The sequence below is a fragment of the Streptomyces daqingensis genome (genome assembly GCF_014645895.1).
Lineage (GTDB): Bacteria > Actinomycetota > Actinomycetes > Streptomycetales > Streptomycetaceae > Streptomyces > Streptomyces daqingensis.
Window position 1 is genome coordinate 192,043 of sequence record NZ_BMMP01000013.1, and the last position, 17,961, is coordinate 210,003.

The 17,961-nt window shown below is 69.5% G+C and carries 12 protein-coding genes and 1 pseudogene; 6 read left to right on the top strand and 7 right to left on the bottom strand.

Annotated features, from left to right (window positions below; all coding sequences use genetic code 11):
- Window positions 1-4: 4 nt before the first annotated feature.
- Window positions 5-739, top strand: a pseudogene (locus tag IEY56_RS20115) (ABC transporter ATP-binding protein); the annotation flags it as partial.
- Between the two features lie 247 nt (window positions 740-986).
- On the opposite strand, the gene IEY56_RS20120 reads toward IEY56_RS20115, so the two are convergent.
- Both IEY56_RS20120 and IEY56_RS20125 read right to left on the bottom strand, forming a co-directional pair.
- Window positions 987-2,204: an FAD-dependent monooxygenase gene (locus IEY56_RS20120; protein WP_189038634.1), complete on the bottom strand. Its 1,218-nt coding sequence runs from the start codon at window positions 2,202-2,204 to the stop codon at window positions 987-989.
- Between the two features lie 199 nt (window positions 2,205-2,403).
- Entirely contained in the window at window positions 2,404-3,249 is an 846-nt protein-coding gene (locus tag IEY56_RS20125; RefSeq protein WP_189038635.1) for a hypothetical protein, read from the bottom strand.
- Window positions 3,250-3,886: 637 nt separating this feature from the next.
- Between IEY56_RS20125 and IEY56_RS20130 the strand changes: the two genes are divergently transcribed.
- From IEY56_RS20130 to IEY56_RS20150, 5 genes are all read left to right on the top strand, one after another.
- Entirely contained in the window at window positions 3,887-4,696 is an 810-nt protein-coding gene (locus IEY56_RS20130; protein WP_373292142.1) for a basic amino acid ABC transporter substrate-binding protein, read from the top strand.
- A gap of 64 nt (window positions 4,697-4,760) precedes the next feature.
- Window positions 4,761-5,546, top strand: a complete 786-nt coding sequence (locus tag IEY56_RS20135) for an amino acid ABC transporter permease (RefSeq protein ID WP_189038637.1) — start codon at window positions 4,761-4,763, stop codon at window positions 5,544-5,546.
- A 42-nt stretch (window positions 5,547-5,588) separates the two neighbouring features.
- The gene (locus IEY56_RS20140) at window positions 5,589-6,398 is read left to right on the top strand and encodes an amino acid ABC transporter ATP-binding protein (protein WP_308424159.1); all 810 of its coding nucleotides are present in this window, start codon (window positions 5,589-5,591) and stop codon (window positions 6,396-6,398) included.
- Window positions 6,399-6,674: 276 nt separating this feature from the next.
- Window positions 6,675-7,916 (top strand): ATP-grasp domain-containing protein, encoded by a 1,242-nt coding sequence (locus tag IEY56_RS20145; RefSeq protein WP_189038638.1) that lies wholly within the window; start codon window positions 6,675-6,677, stop codon window positions 7,914-7,916.
- Window positions 7,917-7,958: 42 nt separating this feature from the next.
- Window positions 7,959-9,989 carry a hypothetical protein gene (locus IEY56_RS20150; RefSeq protein WP_189038639.1) on the top strand — a complete coding sequence of 677 codons (2,031 nt, stop codon included), beginning with the start codon at window positions 7,959-7,961 and terminating at the stop codon, window positions 9,987-9,989.
- Between the two features lie 319 nt (window positions 9,990-10,308).
- On the opposite strand, the gene IEY56_RS20155 is transcribed toward IEY56_RS20150, so the two are convergent.
- Genes IEY56_RS20155 through IEY56_RS20175 form a run of 5 tightly spaced genes read right to left on the bottom strand, consistent with a single transcriptional unit; the run spans window position 10,309 to window position 17,882 of the window.
- Complete coding sequence (locus IEY56_RS20155) at window positions 10,309-12,858, bottom strand: acyl-CoA reductase (RefSeq protein ID WP_189038640.1); 2,550 nt, start codon at window positions 12,856-12,858, stop codon at window positions 10,309-10,311.
- Complete coding sequence (locus tag IEY56_RS20160; RefSeq protein ID WP_189038641.1) at window positions 12,855-14,021, bottom strand: LuxE/PaaK family acyltransferase; 1,167 nt, start codon at window positions 14,019-14,021, stop codon at window positions 12,855-12,857. Before IEY56_RS20160 ends, IEY56_RS20155 begins: the two co-directional genes overlap by 4 nt.
- On the bottom strand, window positions 14,018-15,169 hold the full coding sequence (locus tag IEY56_RS20165; RefSeq protein ID WP_189038642.1) for a GNAT family N-acetyltransferase: 1,152 nt from the start codon (window positions 15,167-15,169) through the stop codon (window positions 14,018-14,020). Before IEY56_RS20165 ends, IEY56_RS20160 begins: the two co-directional genes overlap by 4 nt.
- On the bottom strand, window positions 15,166-16,623 hold the full coding sequence (locus IEY56_RS20170) for an MFS transporter (protein WP_189038643.1): 1,458 nt from the start codon (window positions 16,621-16,623) through the stop codon (window positions 15,166-15,168). The genes IEY56_RS20165 and IEY56_RS20170 overlap by 4 nt, the downstream gene beginning before the upstream one ends.
- The gene (locus IEY56_RS20175; protein ID WP_189038644.1) at window positions 16,620-17,882 is read right to left on the bottom strand and encodes a phenylacetate--CoA ligase family protein; all 1,263 of its coding nucleotides are present in this window, start codon (window positions 17,880-17,882) and stop codon (window positions 16,620-16,622) included. The genes IEY56_RS20170 and IEY56_RS20175 overlap by 4 nt, the downstream gene beginning before the upstream one ends.
- Between the last annotated feature and the right edge of the window lie 79 nt (window positions 17,883-17,961).

Genomic DNA, 17,961 nt, shown 5'->3' on the forward strand with positions numbered 1-17,961 from the left:
CCCGATGCTCGAACTCACCGGTCTCACAGCCGGCTACGACGGCGGGACGGTCCTGCACGAGCTGGATCTGAGCGTGCCGGCCGGAAGCGTGCACGCCGTCGTGGGCCACAACGGCGCCGGCAAGACGACCCTCGTGAACACCGTGGCCGGCTTGCTGCGTCCCGACGCCGGCACCGTGCGGGTCAACGGGCGGGACGTCGGCGGCCGGCCGGCCCATCAGGTGGCGCGCGCGGGCATCGGGCTGGTGCCGCAGGGGCGGCGGGTGTTCGCCGGCCTCACCGTGGGCGAGCACCTGCGGCTCTCGTACCGTCCGCCGCGCCCGGCGAAGGGCGACGGCGGCCGTGCGGCACGCCGGGAGAGGACGTGGACGCCGGAGAGGGTGCTGGAGCTGCTGCCCCGGCTGGGCGAGCGCCGCGGGCACCGGGGCTCCGAACTGTCGGGCGGCGAGCAGCAGATGCTCGCGCTCGCCCGCGCCCTGCTCGGCACCCCCAGGGTGCTGCTGCTGGACGAGCCGACGGAGGGCCTGGCTCCCGTGGTGGCACGCCGGATACGCGAACTGATCGGCACCCTGGCGCAGGAGGGGATCTCCGTGCTGCTGGTCTCGCCGAGCCCCGCGCTGGCCGTCCAGTGCGCCGACACGGTCACCGTCCTGACATCCGGACGCGTCACCGCACGCTTCGAAGGGGGTCCGCTGCGGTCCGACCCCGGCGCGCTGCACGCCGCGCTGGAGCTGTCGCCGCTCCCGTCGGCGGCAGTCGACGGGCCGCCCGCGTCAAAGGCGAGCACGGGCACGGTCGGTACGGGCGAGGACGGCGCGGAGGCGGACGGCGCGCTGAAGGCGAGCGTGCCCGACGCCGGACCGGGCGCGCCATAGCAACCGGCCGGAGAAGGTCGACGAGCACGGCCCGGGCATCGGAGCGCCGTACACCGCGTCAACACACGTCCGCCCTGCACGAGTCGGAGCCAGGGGCCCGCTGTCGTGCCGGTCAGTCGCGGCGCAGCGCCTGGCCGCCGAAGCCCCCGGACGCCGGGCCCCGGTTCTGCCCGTCCCACCAGGCGTGGAAGTCCGGCTCCCGCATGGCCTGCCAGTCCGGCGTGCGTACGACCTGCTCCTCGCCCATCCGCCGCGCGAGGCCGACCATCTGCGTACCGACAGTGCTACGGCCTTCGTCGTACGCCGTCAGGATCTCCTGCCAGCTTCCCCCGGAACGCCACGCGCTCTCCAGCGCGGCGGCGTCCTGCAGCGCCTTCACACTGCCCGCGCCGATGTGCGGCCGGGCGACCGTCGCCGCGTCTCCCGCGAGCATCAGCCGCCCGCGGACGTAACTCGGCACCTCGAGGTCGTAGATGGGCTGGATGAACGTGCGGTCCTCCGGGCTGCGCAGCACGCAGTCCGCCCAGTACGGCGGGAAGTGCTCGGCCACGAGACCGCGCAGGTAGGAGGTCAGTCCGGCGGCCACCTTGCCGGGCGGCAGCGAGGTCGGGGTACGCAGCTCCGCGTCGAGGCCCGAACCGGCGGGCGGGCGTGTGTAGAGCACCCAGTTCATGCGGTGCCCCTCTTTGCGGTCCGGGATCAGGTACATCATGCAGTGACCGCCCGGGAAGACGACGGTGCGCGCCTCCTCGTGACCGCCCTCGGGCAGGTCCGCGGGCGCCTCGGACGTGCCGCGCCAGCCCAGGTAGCCTGCGTATGCGGGGGCGAGCCGGGGGAACATCGCCCGCCGGACGACGGAGCGGTAGCCGTCGGCGCCGATCACCAGGTCGAAGTCCTCCGCGGTGCCGTCCGCGAGGCGCACCGAGGCCCCGCCGGCTTCGGTCGACACCTCCGCGACGTCGGTCTCCGGGCGGAAGTCCGTCCCGTCCGGGACGCGCTGCCTCAACTCGCTCCAGAGGGAACCCCAGTTGTAGGCGCGGAAGGGGAAGGGCTGCCGGGCCATGGTCCGGCCCAGGTCCGACCCGCCGTCGCGTACGGTCCACAGCCGCCGGGACAGGGGCACCCAGGGCATGCTCCGCGTCATGTAACCGGCGGCTTCGAGCTCGGCGAAGCGGTCGTCGTGCACGCCGATCCCGACGCCGCGGTCGCGCAACTCGCCGCCCGCGCGCTCGAATACGGTCACCTTCCGGGCGCCGCCCCGGTACGCGGCCAGCGCCATGGCGCATCCGGCGATGCTGCCGCCGACGACGGCGACCCTGCCTCCACCCATTGCGATGTGCCCCCTCACCAACTCGCAGACAGGTGAAGGAGGTTCGCACACAGCGGGGCGCGCGGCGAAGGCGGGGGTACGGCCTCTCCTCCCTTACGGGACGCCGTGGCCGGCTACTTGACTGGACCCTGGAGTGAAGTCCGTTACCGGGCAGTCGCGTTGGGCCGAAGTCAGGACGTCACCTGCGGGGCCAGGACGGTCACTCCTCGTCGTGCCGGAAGGCGTCGTTGATCAGGCTGTCGATGTCGGAGCCGTCGCCCATGTCGATGCAGCCGGGGATCAGACGCGAGACGATCTCCCCGAGGGTCGACTCCTTCACTGTGTCGCCGAAGTCCGCGTCGGGGTCCCCCCAGGCGCGTCCGGCGATCCCCAAATCCACGCAGTTGAGCATGCGGGCGAACTGCGCGAACGACAGGTCGGTCCGGAGCCGCTGCCCCCGTGCCGCCAGTACCTCCTTGTACAGCCGCGCCCACTCCGACTCCGCGAGGCGGTAAGCGCTCTGGAGCGCCTCCTTGATCACGGGGTCCGCGTCCGCGTACACCGCGGCGTAGAGGTACAGCCGGTGCAGGTCCGAATTGAACGCCGCCTGCTGCACCAGGAGCGCCGTCCTGCGGATGGCGGCCGCGAAGTTCCTGGCGGTCTTGAGGTGTTCGACGACTCTCTCGTCCCTGGCGATGTGCAGGGACCAGTGGGCCCGGTACAGCGCGAAGCTGAGCAGGTCGGCGAGGAAGTCCCTGTGTCTGCTCCACCTCACGGTGAACGTCCGGGGCGTCACCTCTTTCTCGGGCTTGCAGCGCCTGTTGACGGCCTCGGCCACTCTCTCGTACGAGACCATGTTGCCGACCCTGCAGACGCTCGAACCAGGAGCGTCGCCCACCTGCACCAGCGGCTCGGAGAACATGCGCTCCAGCTGGTGCAGCCCTCCGACGATGCACAGGCGGGTCGTCTCGCTCTCGACCTTCCTGCGCCGGGCCTCCTCGTTCTTCCCGATCACCCGGTGAACGATCGGCCACAAGGCACCGAACTCCTTGTCACAGTCAGACATGGCGTCACTTTCACCGCCTGCGGCGCCACCGGCAAGGTCGGCTGCGCTACGTAACAAAACGTCAGATCTACTTGCTCGTCTGCGAGTTGTGCGCTACCGGACAACACATGGAGATACTGATGAGTCTCTCAGACCGCGGTACGTGACACCAGTGCGGTCCGCACGCCACGAGGGCCTACTGGACCTTCGACGAGCTCCTCCGCAAGGCGGTACTGCTCTTCCTGTCCGAAGGGCGGCCGATCAGCATCGTGCCCGTATCCCGACGATCTGTTTTCACGGTCCCACTCGGCAAAGGACTCAAGGGCCGGCCGATATCTCGAAGGCCGGATATGTCGCCGGCTCGACGCGCCCACGCCTGGCCGGAAATAGGGAGGGGTGGCGGGATTCCCATGAGGACCGCGGTCACAGGACCCGAGAACGCCTGCTATCCGGGCGCCTGGGGCTTTCGGATTTTCTTCCCGCGACGGAATACGGCAGCGCCGCCGCGTGGTCCTGACGTCACTCTACGGTGATCCTCGGGTTCGTTATCCGGTCGCAACTCTTCCACCAGCGACAACATCCGCGCGTAATGCAAGGATGCAGCGCAACTCGCCCTTTCGGGTGCGGCCTGCCGAACGTTCCCCCAGGAGGCTCGAAGTTGTCTGCGCGTACCCCGTTCCGTCCGGTCGCAGTTGCTGTCCCCTTCGCCCTGGCGTGCGGCCTGCTGGCCGGCTGCACCAGCACGAAGTCGTCCGGCGCGGGAGGCTCGGAGATCCAGCTGGTCGCGCAGGGCAAGCTGACGGTGTGTACGCATCTGCCGTACGAGCCCTTCCAGTTCAAGAAGTCCGGCAAGGTCGTCGGCTTCGACGTCGACATGATGGACCTGGTGGCCGACGAGCTCGAGGTCGACCAGAAGATCGTGGACACGCCCTGGGAGGGCATCCAGTCCGGCGAGGACCTCAACGCCAACAAGTGCGACGCGGCCGCCGCCGGCATGACCATCAACGACGTGCGCAAGAAGAACCTGGACTTCTCCGCCCCGTACTTCGACGCCACTCAGGCCCTGATCGCCAAGAAGGGCGCCAAGTACTCGTCGCTGAAGGACCTCAAGGGCAAGAAGCTCGGCGTCCAGGCCTCCACCACCGGTGAGGAGTACGCCAAGGAGAAGGCTCCGAAGGGCGTCGAACTCGTCCAGTTCGAGGATGTCGGCCTGCTGCTCACCGCCGTCAAGTCGGGACAGGTGACCGCGGGCATCAACGACAACGGCGTGCTCTACGACTACGTCAAGACGAACCCGGACACGGACGTCACCGCCGAGTTCGACACCGGCGAGCAGTACGGCTTCGGCGTTCGCAAGGGGAACTCCGCCCTGCGCAAGCAGATCAACGAGGTGCTGAAGAAGGCCGAGTCCGACGGCACCTACGACAAGATCTACAAGAAGTGGTTCGGCGAGGCGCCCGAGAAGTAGGTCCCGGTCCGGTCGCAGGCCGGAAGTGCCGGCGAGCAGGCAGCAGTTGAGGAGCGCACACCACATGTCCATGTCCCGCCGGCAGCGGAAGCGGGCCTTTCGGGCCGTCCAGTACGGCGTGCTGGCTCTCGTCGTAGTCGGCATGGTCTTCGGCGCCGACTGGGGTGAGATACGCAGGGCCTTCTTCGACCTCGACGTCGCGCAGGCCCAGTTCCCCGGCATCATCACCACCGCCCTGGTCAACACCGTCGTCTACACCCTCCTCGGGTTCGGCTTCGGCCTTGCGCTGGGCCTGATCCTGGCGCTGATGCGGCTGTCCTCGGTGCCGCCCTACCGGTGGCTGGCGACCTGTTACATCGAGTTCTTCCGCGGCGTGCCGGCGCTGCTGGTGTTCATCGCGCTCGGCTTCGGCGTCCCGATCGCCTTCCAGGTCGTCATCAACCAGTACGTCACCGTGATGCTCGCCCTCGGCCTCGTCGGCGCCGCCTACATGGCGGAGACGATCAGGGCAGGCATCCAGGCCGTGCCCAAGGGCCAGGTCGAGGCGGCCCGTTCGCTGGGGATGTCGCAGGGCCGGGCCATGCGCTCGATAGTCATCCCGCAGGCGTTCCGTATCGTCCTGCCGCCGCTGACCAACGAGTTGATCCTGCTGACGAAGGACTCCTCGCTGGTCTACCTGCTCGGCCTGTCCCTCGGCCAGTACGAGCTGGCCAAGTTCGGCCGTGACGCGCTGAACGAGAACCGCAGCCTGACCCCGATCCTCGTCGCCGGGCTGTGCTACCTGATCATCACCCTCCCGCTCGGCCACCTGGTCCGGCGGCTCGAGGCCCGTACCGCGAAAGCCAGGTGACCGAAGGTGACCGCGCACAACGGAGAAGCGGCCGTCCGCAAGGTGAAGGCGGCCGGCCAGGACGAACCGGCCGGCGACGAGGCCGCGATACGGGTCGAGGGGCTGCACAAGTCCTTCGGCAAGCTCGAAGTGCTCAAGGGCGTCGACTTCACGGTGCGCCGCGGCGAGGTCGTGTGCGTCATCGGGCCGTCCGGCTCGGGCAAGTCGACGCTGCTCCGGTGCGTGAACCTCCTGGAGGAGCCGACGGCGGGGAGCGTCTCCCTGTCCGGCACCGAACTGACCGACCCCGACGTGGACATCGACCGGGTCCGGCGCCGCATCGGCATCGTCTTCCAGAGCTTCAACCTCTTCCCGCACCTGTCCGTGCTGGCCAACCTGACCATCGCCCAACGGCGCGTTCTCGGACGCAGCAAGGACGAGGCGGAGCGGATCGCACGGGCCAACCTGCGGCGGGTCGGCGTAGCCGAGAAGGAGTCGGTCTATCCGGCCCAGCTCTCCGGCGGCCAGCAGCAGCGTGTGGCCATCGCCCGCGCCCTGTCCATGGACCCGGAGCTGATGCTCTTCGACGAGCCGACGTCCGCACTCGACCCCGAACTCGTCGGGGACGTCCTCGCCGTGATGCGACGCCTCGCGGACGAAGGCATGACGATGATGGTCGTCACCCACGAGATGAGCTTCGCCCGCGAAGTCGCGGACCGCGTGGTCTTCATGGACGGCGGCGTCATCGTCGAGGAGGGGCCCCCGAACCGGGTGATCGGCGACCCGCAGCACCAGCGCACCCGCACCTTCCTCCGCCGGGTGCTCGACCCGGCCGCCGCCGAGGTCGCCGAGGACGGCGCACCGCTGGCCTGACTGTGCCGCGCACCGCGGGCGGAGCAACAGGAGGTGCGAGTCGAACGGCACATTGCGTTCGGGCCTTGTCTAGGGGTACGACGGCAACATGGTGCCCGGGCCGGCACAGCCATCGGATCGTGCCGGCGCCGCAGCAGGCATCGTTCACTGACGAGCGGGTATGCGGCGTCGGACTCGACCCAGGCCTTACGCGGAGGCCCGCACGCTCTCCGCACCGGCCGGTACGGTGGTGTCTCCACGTCGTCGACCAGCGCACGCACAAAGGAGAATCGGTCTATGCCACAGGGCGAAGCGGCGGTCAGGAACCCGGAAAAGGGCTACGTAGCGCTGCTCGGCTGGAGCATCAATGCGGTGGAAGCTCTCGACCGGTTCGACCGGCGATACATCGTCGTGGCGCCGGAGTGGGCCGAGGAGTACTGCATCGAGCACGACATCCCTTACGTGCCGTGGAACTTCGAACGGCTCAACGACCGCTCCATGGAGATCGCCGAGACCCTGAAGCAGAAGGGGGTCGACGTCGCGATACCGCTGTTCGAAGAGACGGTGGAATGGGCGGGCGCGATCAACTCCGTCCTGCTGGACAACCCGCGTCTGTACGGTCAGGCAATGCTGCTGCGCGACAAGGCCCTGATGAAACGCCGCGCGCAGCTCGGCGGCATCCGGGTCGGGATATTCGAGGAAGCCCACGACCGGGACGACGTGATCCGCTTCCTGAAGCGCGTCAACCAGACACTCCTCAAGCTGGACGGCGACCCGAACGATCCGATTCACCTCAAGGCGTTCGACAAGGCGGGATGCCTCGGACACCGCGTCATCCGCACCCCGGACGAGGTCGACTCGATTCCGGAAGAGGAGTTCCCGTTCCTCATGGAGTCGCACCTCGACGGCTGGGAGTTCGCGGTCGAGGCGTGGATACACAACGGGAAGATCAAATTCCTCAACATCTCCGAATACGTCACGCTGGGATATTCGGTCTTCGTGCCGGCGACCCCGGAACTCGAGCGTTACCGTCCGCAGATCACGGCGCAGATCGAGAAGCTCATCAAGACCTTCGAGATCGACTTCGGCTTCGTGCATCCCGAGTACTTCGTCACCAGTGACGGCGAGATGTACTTCGGCGAGGTCGCCTACCGGCCGCCGGGCTTCAAGGTGTTCGAGCTGCTGGAGCGGGCGTACGGATTCAACGCCTACCAGGGGCTCGTGCTGGCCTTCGACCCCAAGACGACCGAGGAGGAGATCGACGCCTTCTTTCCGCGCGAGGTCGTCGACGCGTCCGGGGTCGCCGGCTGCTTCGGGGTCTACCCCCGCCGCCGCGTCGTCCGCGAACTGCAGATCCCCCAGGAGACCGAGGACGACGACTACTACGAGTCGCACGACCTCTCGTCGCCGCTCGAGGAGACCGTCACCAAGAGGACCGCGTTCGGCACCCACTGGGGTCTGGTGTACTTCTTCGGCGACGACGCGTACCGGATGCGCGACCTGCTGAAGAAGCAGGAAGAGCTCGACTTCTACGTCTGATCGGGCTCTGTGGACGCAGGAGACCTGACCAAGGGAAACCCAGTGAAACCGACCGTCGATGCCAGCGGTGAGGCCACGACGCTGGACAAGCGCGTGACCTCACTCGACGACGCTGTCCAGGCCATGGCCGAGACCCGCGACTTCGGCAAGCACACGAAGCTGCGGCGGGTCCTGGAAGCATTGCGGCGGGTGCTCATGCAGCCCGGCGGCGCCGCGGCTGTCCAGGCCAGAGCGCAGTCCCTGGAGGAAGCGGGGCTGTTCCAGGGGACGGACTGGGCCTCACCGGAGATCCTCATCCCGTCGCTGGTCGGCCCGAGCCTGCACAGCGGAGACGTGGACACCGTCGTCATGGAGGCGACCAGCGAGCTGCGGATGCTCGCCGTCGCCCGCGGCGACTTCGCACACCCGACGTTGCCCGCCGAGGACGCCCGCCAGTTCCTGTCCCAGGTGCTGGCGGCGAACATGGAGCTGATGTTCACCCCGCCCAGCGAGGCGGAACGAACCCAGCAGGGACGTGCCGCACAGCTCGTCCGGGACATGTTCCGCCACCTCGCCGAGGAGATCGGCTACGACAGCATCCTGGACAACCTGGTCGACGAGATCTGGCGGATCCTGCGCCAGCGTCCGGTCCAGGTCGAGTCGGTGCAGTCCCTGATCACGCGGATCGCGGTCTACCGCGACGACCCGGACGTGGATCTGGGCGTGTCGTCTGGGCACGGCATCGACCGGCTCATCACGAGCCTGTTCGGAACCACCGAGGCGTGCCGGGAGGACCCGGGCATCGACGTCTTCCGCTCCCGGCTCGAGGCGATGGACACCGGCGGCCTGCAGTCCGAGGCGACGGGGTTCGCGCGGGCGATGCACGACACCGGCCTGGTGTCGCCGTACCACGCGGAACTGCTGCGGTACCTCCTGCGCGAGAGCGACTACCTCATCGGTGAGGCGCTCGGGCTGTCCGACACCGGCCGGAACTGCCTGATGCGCTACAGCCAACTGGTGCACCGGCTGATCGACGTGGCCGTGCACCCGCAGACCGCCCAGTGCATCTACGGGCTGGCGCTGCTGCTCGACCGCGGCATCCTCTACGAGCCGCCGATCGTGCCCGCGCTGTGGCGCCAGCTGGGGCTCGAACTCTCGCCGGTCGCGCAGGAGAGGCTGACGGCGGTCTTCGGCGACGTGCCGAATCCACAGGCGCGGCTGGTCGCGGGAGTGCTCTCGGTGCTGGGGCAGCCGCTCGGCGTCGGTCAGGGCGACAACCCCACCTGCCAGTCTGCCCGCGCGCTGTCGATGTGGTCGTACAACGACCCGGACTACCTGCTGCAAGTGGTGGTCTGGGCGGCCCGCGACAACGAGATCCTCATGCACTTCGAGGGTCAGCCGATCTCGTCGAAGGACAGTGAGGCCGGAGTCGCGAGCACACTGCCGACCGACCTGGACCCGGTGTCGCTGCTGGTGGTGCCACATCTGGACCGCATCTACGCCGAGATGGGGCGGCGCTGCGCCGGACGGCCGGGTGACCCGCACCGGTGGGTCAACCCCGAGTTCCACGGCTGGTGGGCGGCCCGCGGATTCCACATCAACGTCGACGTCGAGACCGGCAACCTGGTCGACCTCGACGAGTTCCTGCGGCAGTTCCACGCCAGCTACCACCCGTCCTACAACGGCGAGCAGCCGGTCATCCATCCGCAGCCGGCCGGCGTCGCCGTCACCGACAGCGCGGCCCGCTACGTCGGCTGGCACGCGATCACGATCCTGCGGGTCGCGCCCGATCCGCAGGACGTCATGCGGGTGTACTTCTACAACCCCAACAACGACAGCGGCCAGGACTGGGGCGACGGCGTCGTCGTCTCCACCGCGGGCAACGGCGAGCGGTTCGGCGAGGCATCACTGCCGTTCGACCAGTTCGCCTCCCGGCTCTACATCTTCCACACCGACCCGCTCGAGGGCGGCGAACCCGAGCGGGTGCCCGCCGGGGACATCGCGCGGATCATCGGCTACATCGAGCGCAGCTGGGGCGACGACCGGCTGCCCGCGGGAAAGCTGCAAGCCCTCAGAAGACCCACGAGCCTGTGAGTCTGCTTCGCCCCGGGTCCGCCGCTCCCAGGTGATCGTCCACGAGTGACAGCACCTGACCTCCCACCGTCGGGTCCGAGGCCGGGCGCGCTCTCTGTGCGCCGAGGTCGGACACACGCAGGGGCCTGCGGAAGACGCCGAACGCGCCTTCCGCGGGCCACCGTTGCCCGCCCTCCCGAAGGCCAAGTCGACCGGCCCCGGCCCTTGGACGTCGAAGTACAGCTGCCTACGTGCCCCGGCCTGCACAGATGCAGGACTTAAGGGTCGGTGCACAACCGGTGCACATCACGGCGCCTCCGGCTTCCTGCGCTGAACGTCGTCATCCCGTCCTGCGCCGGTCCACGAACGTGCGCAACTTGCCGCTGGCCGCTGTCCGTTCGAACGCGGCGCTGTCGGTGATCTCGACCGTGCACGTGAGGAGGTCCTCCTCCTCGACCGCGGAGCGCAGGTCAGGAACCTCCGCCAGGAAGGCGGCACGAGCGGAGTCCGCCGACGGGGCATAGCGTTCGTCGAGCCGGACGGTGAGCCGTTCCCGCGCGGCCTCCGAGGTGAGGACGATCTGGAGTTCGCCGCGGTAGCCGAGGCACGTCTCGGCCGCTTCGACGAAGCGCCGGTAGTGGTAAGAGTTCGTGCCGACGCGTGCCACATCGCCATGACGGCCGAGGAGTTCGATCCGCGGGGCGCGGTTGCCACAGGGACACACACCGTCGAGCGCCCGGCCGATGTCGCCGATCTGATAGCGCTCGAGCCGCTGCCCGGACCGGGCCCGGCTGGTGAAGACCAGTCGCCCCGGTTCACCGGCCCGTACCGGCCTGTCCTCGTCAAGGTCGAGGATCTCCAGGGTGTGCAGGTCGGTCAGCACGTGATGGACGGAGCCTTCGGCGTGCTCGCACTGGCAGGCCAACGGCCCGAGATCGGTGCTGCCGTACGCGGCCGACCGGATCACCTCGACGCCGAAGTCCACGGTGAGGACACGGCGTTGCTCGGCGGTGAAGTGCTCGCCCCCGTAGTACACCTTCCGGACTCCGCCGTAGGCGCGCAGGGTCTCGCCCTGGGCGTGGAAGAGCTGCCAGAGGTAGGAGGGCATACCGAAGAGGGTGTCGGCCCTGTATGCCACGAGGGCTTCCGCGACTGCGGCGAGGTCGGTGCCCGCGGACAGCGGGATCTGCGTGGCGTTCAGCCGCTCCAGTATGGAGAAGAAGCTGATGAAACCGCCGTACATGCTGCCGCTGTAGAAGAGGTTGGCGGCGCGGTCGCGTGCCGGGTCGAACCCGGAGTCGAGCAGGCCGTTCGCGGCGGCGCGCATCTGGGTGTCGTAGTCGGCGTTGGTGAAGACCGAGAGCGCGGGCGCGCCTGTGCTGCCGCCGCTGCGGAAGTACAGGTGGGCGTGTTCGGGGGCCAGGCTGCGCAACTGCTCCTGGACGCCTGCCTTGTCGAGCAGCGGGCCGGTGGGCGGGGCCGGCTGTACGGCAGGCGCCACGAGGTCGTCCAGGCAGGAGGTGGCGGTGAAACGCTCGTCGGCCTGCACGGCGACCCGCCTGCTGTACCGCTGCAACGCGTAGACGCCGTCGTGGGGTTCGCCGTCGTAGGCGTCGAGCATGGAACCGACGGGGGTCACTCGCGTGACTCCGGCGCTGACGGCTGAGCGGCTGAGCTCCGCGACGTCCGCGCGGGTGCCGGCGATCGCCGCGGTCTGGAGGTAGCGCCGCATGGGGCGCAGGGTGGCGGTCATGTCGCGGCGCGGCAGCGGCTTCACCCACACGCTGCGGTGGAGCGGTGAGGCGGTCATCGCGGGACGGGTGTCGGCGAGGACGCGCCAGGAGCCGTCCTCGGCGGCGACGACCCGGGTCAGGCCGAGGTGCTGTTCGAGCCGGGCGACGAGTTCGGTGTTGGTGACCTCGGCGTGCTCGGCGACGTCGAGCCGTGTGGGAGGCAACTTGTCGGAGACTTCGGCCAGTCGGGCGGCGAAGCTGTCCGCGAAGGCGAAGACCTCTTCCCGGTCGTCGGTGTCTAGGTAGACGACCTGAGGGCTGGAGCAGGCCTGCTGGTCGAGGCGGCAGACGTCCGCGGCGAGCGCGGACTGGACGACGGGGTCGCTCCAGGCATCGCGGGTCAGGTACGCGAAAGAGATCTTGTGGCCCCACTCGACCAGCCGGCAGCCGGGCGGCGTGAGCGCGGCGACGCCGGCCACGGCGTCCTCGCCGCCCCAGACGGCGACCGCGTCGGCCGCGGCGCACAGGGGCTCCAGCCATGTGCGGCGGCTGGAGGGGAAGCTCAGGGCGATGACCCGGCGGGCGAGAATGCCGGTCTCGTCGGCGGCGGCGAGTTCGGCGAGCAGACGCGGGGCGAGCGGCGTGTCGGAGCTGCTCGTCTTCAGGACGTTGAGATTGCCGGTCAGAAGTCCCTCGACCACGCTCAGCGGAGCCACGCCCGCGGCGTTGCCCGGTGCGATGTGCACGACGAGACCGACGGGCGCCCACGCCTCGTAGACGGTCTCCCGGGCATCGGGCCGGGTGAACCGCTCCGGGTGCAGTCCGCCGAGTTCGCGGCGGAGCTTGCGCTCCAGGGCCGGGCGGCTGAGGGCGTGGGCCAACTCCGCGAGCAGGGAGGCCGCTTCCTCCAGTTCCGTGCCGCCCTCGGTGAGGCAGTCCGTCAGCCGGGCGTGCACCGGGTCGCCGGGGGTGCGCAGCGCCACGGAGAGCCGGTCGCAGGCGCACAGCACGACGTCGGTGGGCAGCTGCTCCGCCATCGTGCGCTCGGTGAGGGCAGGCAGGTCGGAGAGCAGCTCGGCGGCCTTCGCGTCGTCGATGAACGCGCCCTGCCACAGGTGGAGTCCGCTGGTCGCTCCGTGGGTCGGTGCGCTGGTCATGCCATTCCCTTCAGAAGTTCGGCGGCGGCCACCGCACAGCTGCGGTTGCGGCTCACTCCGGCCCGGCCGTGGACGGTGAACCACGGGGTCGGCTGGGCGCAGCCGCATTCCTCGCCGGGGTGCAGCGAAGCGAGGTCGCCCATGAGCACGCTCTGCGCGGGGACAGAGGTGATGTACGGGGAGACGAGGTGGAGGTAGCCGCGCTCACCGTGGGGAAGCGGTTCGAGGGTGGCGGTGTCGCGTACGGCGGCACGGGACCACACGGGAACGTGCAGCCGGTGCCGTTCGCACTCGACGTAGGGCACGCAGTGCTCGACGGACCCGAAGGTGTCGCGGATCCGCTCGGAGGGGATGCCCAGGTGCTCGGTGACCTCCGCGTAGAAGTCGTCCTTGCCGATCTGGCGGTCGGCGTGGCCCTTCCATCCACCGCCGAGCACGACGAGCGAGCCGGGCGGCAGCTGCACCGGAGGGACCCCCAGGGAACGCATCCGCTCCAGGGTGAAGTGGAGGAATGCCGGGAAACCGAAGATCCGTACCGGTAGCCCCTCGTCGGCGTACCGCTGGAGCGCCTCGATACAGCCGCGTACGTCGAACTCGTGTCCCGTGCCGGTGTGGCGCAGGGCGTGAGTGGTGTCCTGGGCCGGTGCGAAGTCGCACAGGTAGTTGTCGGTGAAGGACGTGCCGAGCTTCAGCGTGGGTGCGGGCTCGTAGCTGTAGAGCAGGTAGTTGACGGGTCGGTCCGGGGTGATCCACCCGTAGTGGTCGAAGACGCGGGCCACCATGCGCTGGGCGGAGCGGATGGTCCACTCGTCGAAGAACATCTGCGATTTCTGACCGGTGGTGCCGGAGGAAGTGAGGTGGAGAAAGACCTCGTCACGGGGTATGGAGAGCAGTTCATGGCGCTTGAAGAGGTTGGCGTGCACCAGCGGCGCGCGGACGTCCGGGCCCACGCTGGGAGCCGGCGTCTCGGGCTCGGTCGTCAGCAACGACTTGTAGAACGGGGAGCGTTCGGCATGCCATGAGTTGCTCTCGGCCATCGCGGCAGCGAAGAGGGCGTCGGTCTCGGGGCCCTGCTCGTAAGGTGCCGCAAGGTCGCACAGTTGCTGGACGTGCCGCAGCGATGCCGGATCGGGGACCTCGGCGGGAAGCAGATGGCGGTTCATGAGACAACCTCGTGAAGGGGAAGGTACGTCGCGGTCCAGGCCTTCAGGTACGCGCTCAGGTACGGCTGCACCAGCGAACTGACGGCGGTGGCGCGGAAGTCGATCTGGCGGTTGGTCCGGGAGAGCACGACGTAGTCGTGGAAGCGGTCGCCGACGCGGCGCATCGCGGGATAGAGCGCGCTGGGAACGAATCCCGCGGCCAGGAAGGCGCTGAGCCCAGCGGTGTCGGAGAGCGGGAGCAGCGTCTCGACGTAGTCCGCGCCGGTACGCGTGACCGCGGTCATCAGTGGTTCCAGCGCGTGCGCCATGGCGGCGGGGTAGGGGTGCACCGCGATGAGCGAGCAGCTTCCGGTGACCGGGTCCAGATCCGCGTACGCCTCGAACTCGCCGTCCGCCGGGGTGAGGATCGCGTTCGGCGAGTGCAGCGGGAAGAAGCGTCCCGCCGGGTCGGGGAACTGTTCGAGGAAGCGGCGGTTGACGAAGTGGCGGGCGGTGACGATCTCCATGGCCGCGGTGGAGGGGGCCACCGGTCCGGAGAGCAGGCCGGTGCCCGGCGCCTCGATGGGACGGACGTTCGCGTAGCTGATGCCGGAGGTCTCCTCCGCGGCGGTGAGGAGCGGAGCCAGCGGGGCCGGCACACACGGCACGTGCTCGCGGCGGTTCAGTACGTCGTCCGCGAAGAGAGCGAAGAGGGCGAGGCTTTCGCAGCCCGCCACCTCGACGGCGTTGGCCATCAGCCCCAGCGGGCGGAACCCGTTGCGCACCACGACGTGCTGGGGGCCTTCGGTCACCACCCGCACCGTCGCGTAGATCGAGTCGAGTGAACCGGTGGCCAGGGCATCGGCGCAGACCGCGGCGGTCAGACGGCCGGCCAGTCCCCCCTCGCGGTGGACGGGGTGGACGGCGAGCCCGACGATCTTGCCGATCCGGTTCCCGGGTTCGGTCTGAACGACGACAGAGCCGGCCAGTTCCCCGGCGCCGGACTTGCGCGCGACCAGCCAGTGGGAGTGCGGATCGGTGATGAGCCGTCGCATCTCGGCTGGGTCGCTGCCGAGCGGCACCGGGTATCCGTGGCCGTAGACATCGAAGTACAACTGCCGCAGTTCCGCGACGTCCTGAAGGACTGCGGGGGTGATCGTGACGGTCATCGTGCTCCTCCTTCTGCGGTGGCGGTGGCGGTGGCGGTCGTCGCGTCCGACGGAACGTGCCCGGGGTCCTGCCCGGACGGCGACTCCTCGGAGCCCGCTGCACCCGGGGGCTGCGCGACGGCTGTTGCCGTCGCCCCGGTATCGGGTGAGTACGTCCGTTCGTCGGCGGCGTTCCCGCGGGCGCCCGTCCACCACAGGGCGATGGCCACAGGCACCAGGCCGATCGCCTGGACAAGGCAGAGCGTGCGCGGCGAGATCTGGTCGCCCAGGACGCCGAACAGCAGTGAGGCGAGCGGGAACGTGGCTCCGAGCAGCGACTGCATCACCGCGAAGAACCCCGGCTTGTCGGCGGGCGGTACGAGCCGCTGGAAGAAGGCCACGAACCGCACACCGACGGCGCCCACGCACCATCCCGCGACGACCATGGCCGCCGCGTAGGCGGTCCGGTCCGCGAGGATGCCCGGCAGGGCGAACGAGGCCGCCATCAATCCCAGGCAGACGGCGCCGACCGAGGTCGGACGCCCCGGCAGCCGGCCACCGGTGAACGACCCGGCGAGGGTGCCGATGCCGAGCGACGCCTCCAGCAGCGCCACGGTCGCGCCGTCCGCACGCAGCACGGAAGCGGTGTAGAGCGGCATGACGACGAAGACAGCAGTGGTGAAGACGTTCGCCGCGGCGAAGCAGAGCAGCACCCGCCGGATGAACGGCATTTCGGCGAGGATCCGCCGCAGCGTACGACGTGGGGCGGCATGCTGCTCGCTGCCCGGTGCCGGCTTCTCGGCGAGCTGTGCCGCCGCTCCCCCGTCCCGCGTCCCCTCGGCTCCCGTCCCACGCGGAGCCGTTCCGGGGAAGCGTGTGACTCCGATCAGCCCGGCGGCCAGCAGGTACGCGCCGGCGCATCCGGCGACGATGCCCGGCAGCCCCCAGGCGTCGACCACGAGCGGGCCGAGGAGGCCGCCGGCCAGCCCCGCGAGGGATTGCGTGGACAGCTCGAAGCCGGTCGCCGCCTCGATGTCGGCATCGTCGACGAGTTCGGGTACGGACGTGGTCAGACAGGGGTCGAACAGGGCCTGGCAGCCCGAGATGAGCAGAGCCGCGCCGTAGGCGACGCCCATCGGCAGCGGAGTCGTGAACGCCCACGCCGCGGTGCAGGCGGCGACCAGACCGGCCGCGGCGGCCGCTACGGCCAGGACCGACCGGTACGGGTTGCGGGCGATGACGGCGGCCACCACGGGGGCCAGGGCGACCGCGGGGAGCGTGCTCACGGCGAGGAACGCTCCGGAGGCGAGGCCCGGTTCGGACTCGGCGGCGTACTGCACGAGCCACCAGACGATGCCGACCTGGAACATCCGGGCCGATGCCTGCGTGAGGACCTGGGCGATCCATACGGCGCCGAAGGCGGGGTTGCGCAGGACGACGGGCAGCCGCCCGCGGGGCCCCTTCGCCGCACTCATTCGTGCGGTCTCTCGTCGATGGCGCGAATCAGCTTCCCGGAGCGGGAGTTGACCGCGAGGTCGGCGTGCCGCACCCACTCCACGGCCATCGGGTGGATGTGCCCGGCGGCGACCGCTGCCGCGTACATCGGGCGGGCCGCCTGGAACGCCTTGTCCACGGCCGCGGTGAGTTCGGGCAGGTCCTCGTCCCGGAGGTCGGAGCCGAGGCGCAGCACCAGCCCGTCGCGCTCCTCCCAGCGGCGCACCACCAGTTGCAGACCGCTGATGCTGCCCGCGGGGTCGGCCGATCGCACCAGGTCGTGCACGTCCTGGGTGTGCAGCGCCACCGGGCCTACGCGGAGTCCTTCTTCTGCGCGTCCGAGAATGCGGAAGTGCCCGGCGGTGGTATCGGTCCACTCGGCGCGGTCGCCGACGGGGTAACGCAGGACCGGCATCAGGCGCCGGCGCAGGTCGGTGACGACGACGCGGCCGGGGACGCCTGTGACAGTGACGGGTTCTCCGCTCTCCTCGTCGAGGATCTCCACCACGGTGTGCGGGGTGAAGGCACGGTGCAGCCGCGGGTCGCCGCCCGGTACGGCGGCTCCCACGAGACCGGCGTCTACCGCGGCGTAACCGATGGAGGCGACACGGGCGTTGGGAAAGGCCGTCGCCAACAGGCGCTGCTGATCGCTGAAGATGCTCTCGCCGCCGAAGAGAAGGGTCGTCACGTGGGGCAGTCGGCGCCCCTCAGCCTGCAAGTACTCGGCGAGGGAGCAGAAAGTCGTCGGCGTTCCGGCGATCACCTCGACGTCGAACTGCTCGAGTGTGCTCACAGTCGAGGCCAGGGGCGCGGCGCCGCCGATCGGAAGGCGGACGTTGGCGACCGGGGCCCGGTGCAGCGCATCCAGAATGAAGCTGAAGCTGGCGTAGAGATCGCCCGTGTAGAAGAGGTCGGCGACCCGCTGACCGGGCCGCAGCCCGGCATCGACCAGCCCGGCTCCGAAAGCAGTGGTGAATTCGTTCCATTCCTCTCGGGTGTAGAAGGAGAACTTCGGCGCACCGGTGGTCCCGCCGCTCTTGAAAACCACCGCCTCGTCGAGCGGACCGGTCAGCAGCGTGTTCCCGCGAGGGGTGTTGGCCTGCCAGAACTCGGTCTGAGGTATGACCGGGAGTTCCGTCAGCTCCTCCACTCGGTCGGGAAGTCCCGAGTAGAGCCCTGCGTAGAAGGACGAATTGCGGCGGACGAAGCGCACGAGTTCCGCCATTGATTGAACGGGCATGGTCTCCTGCTTTGTGGCATGCGAAAGAGGACGGTGTCCCGGAAGAGCGGACACCGTTGAAATACGGCCTGGTGCAGTT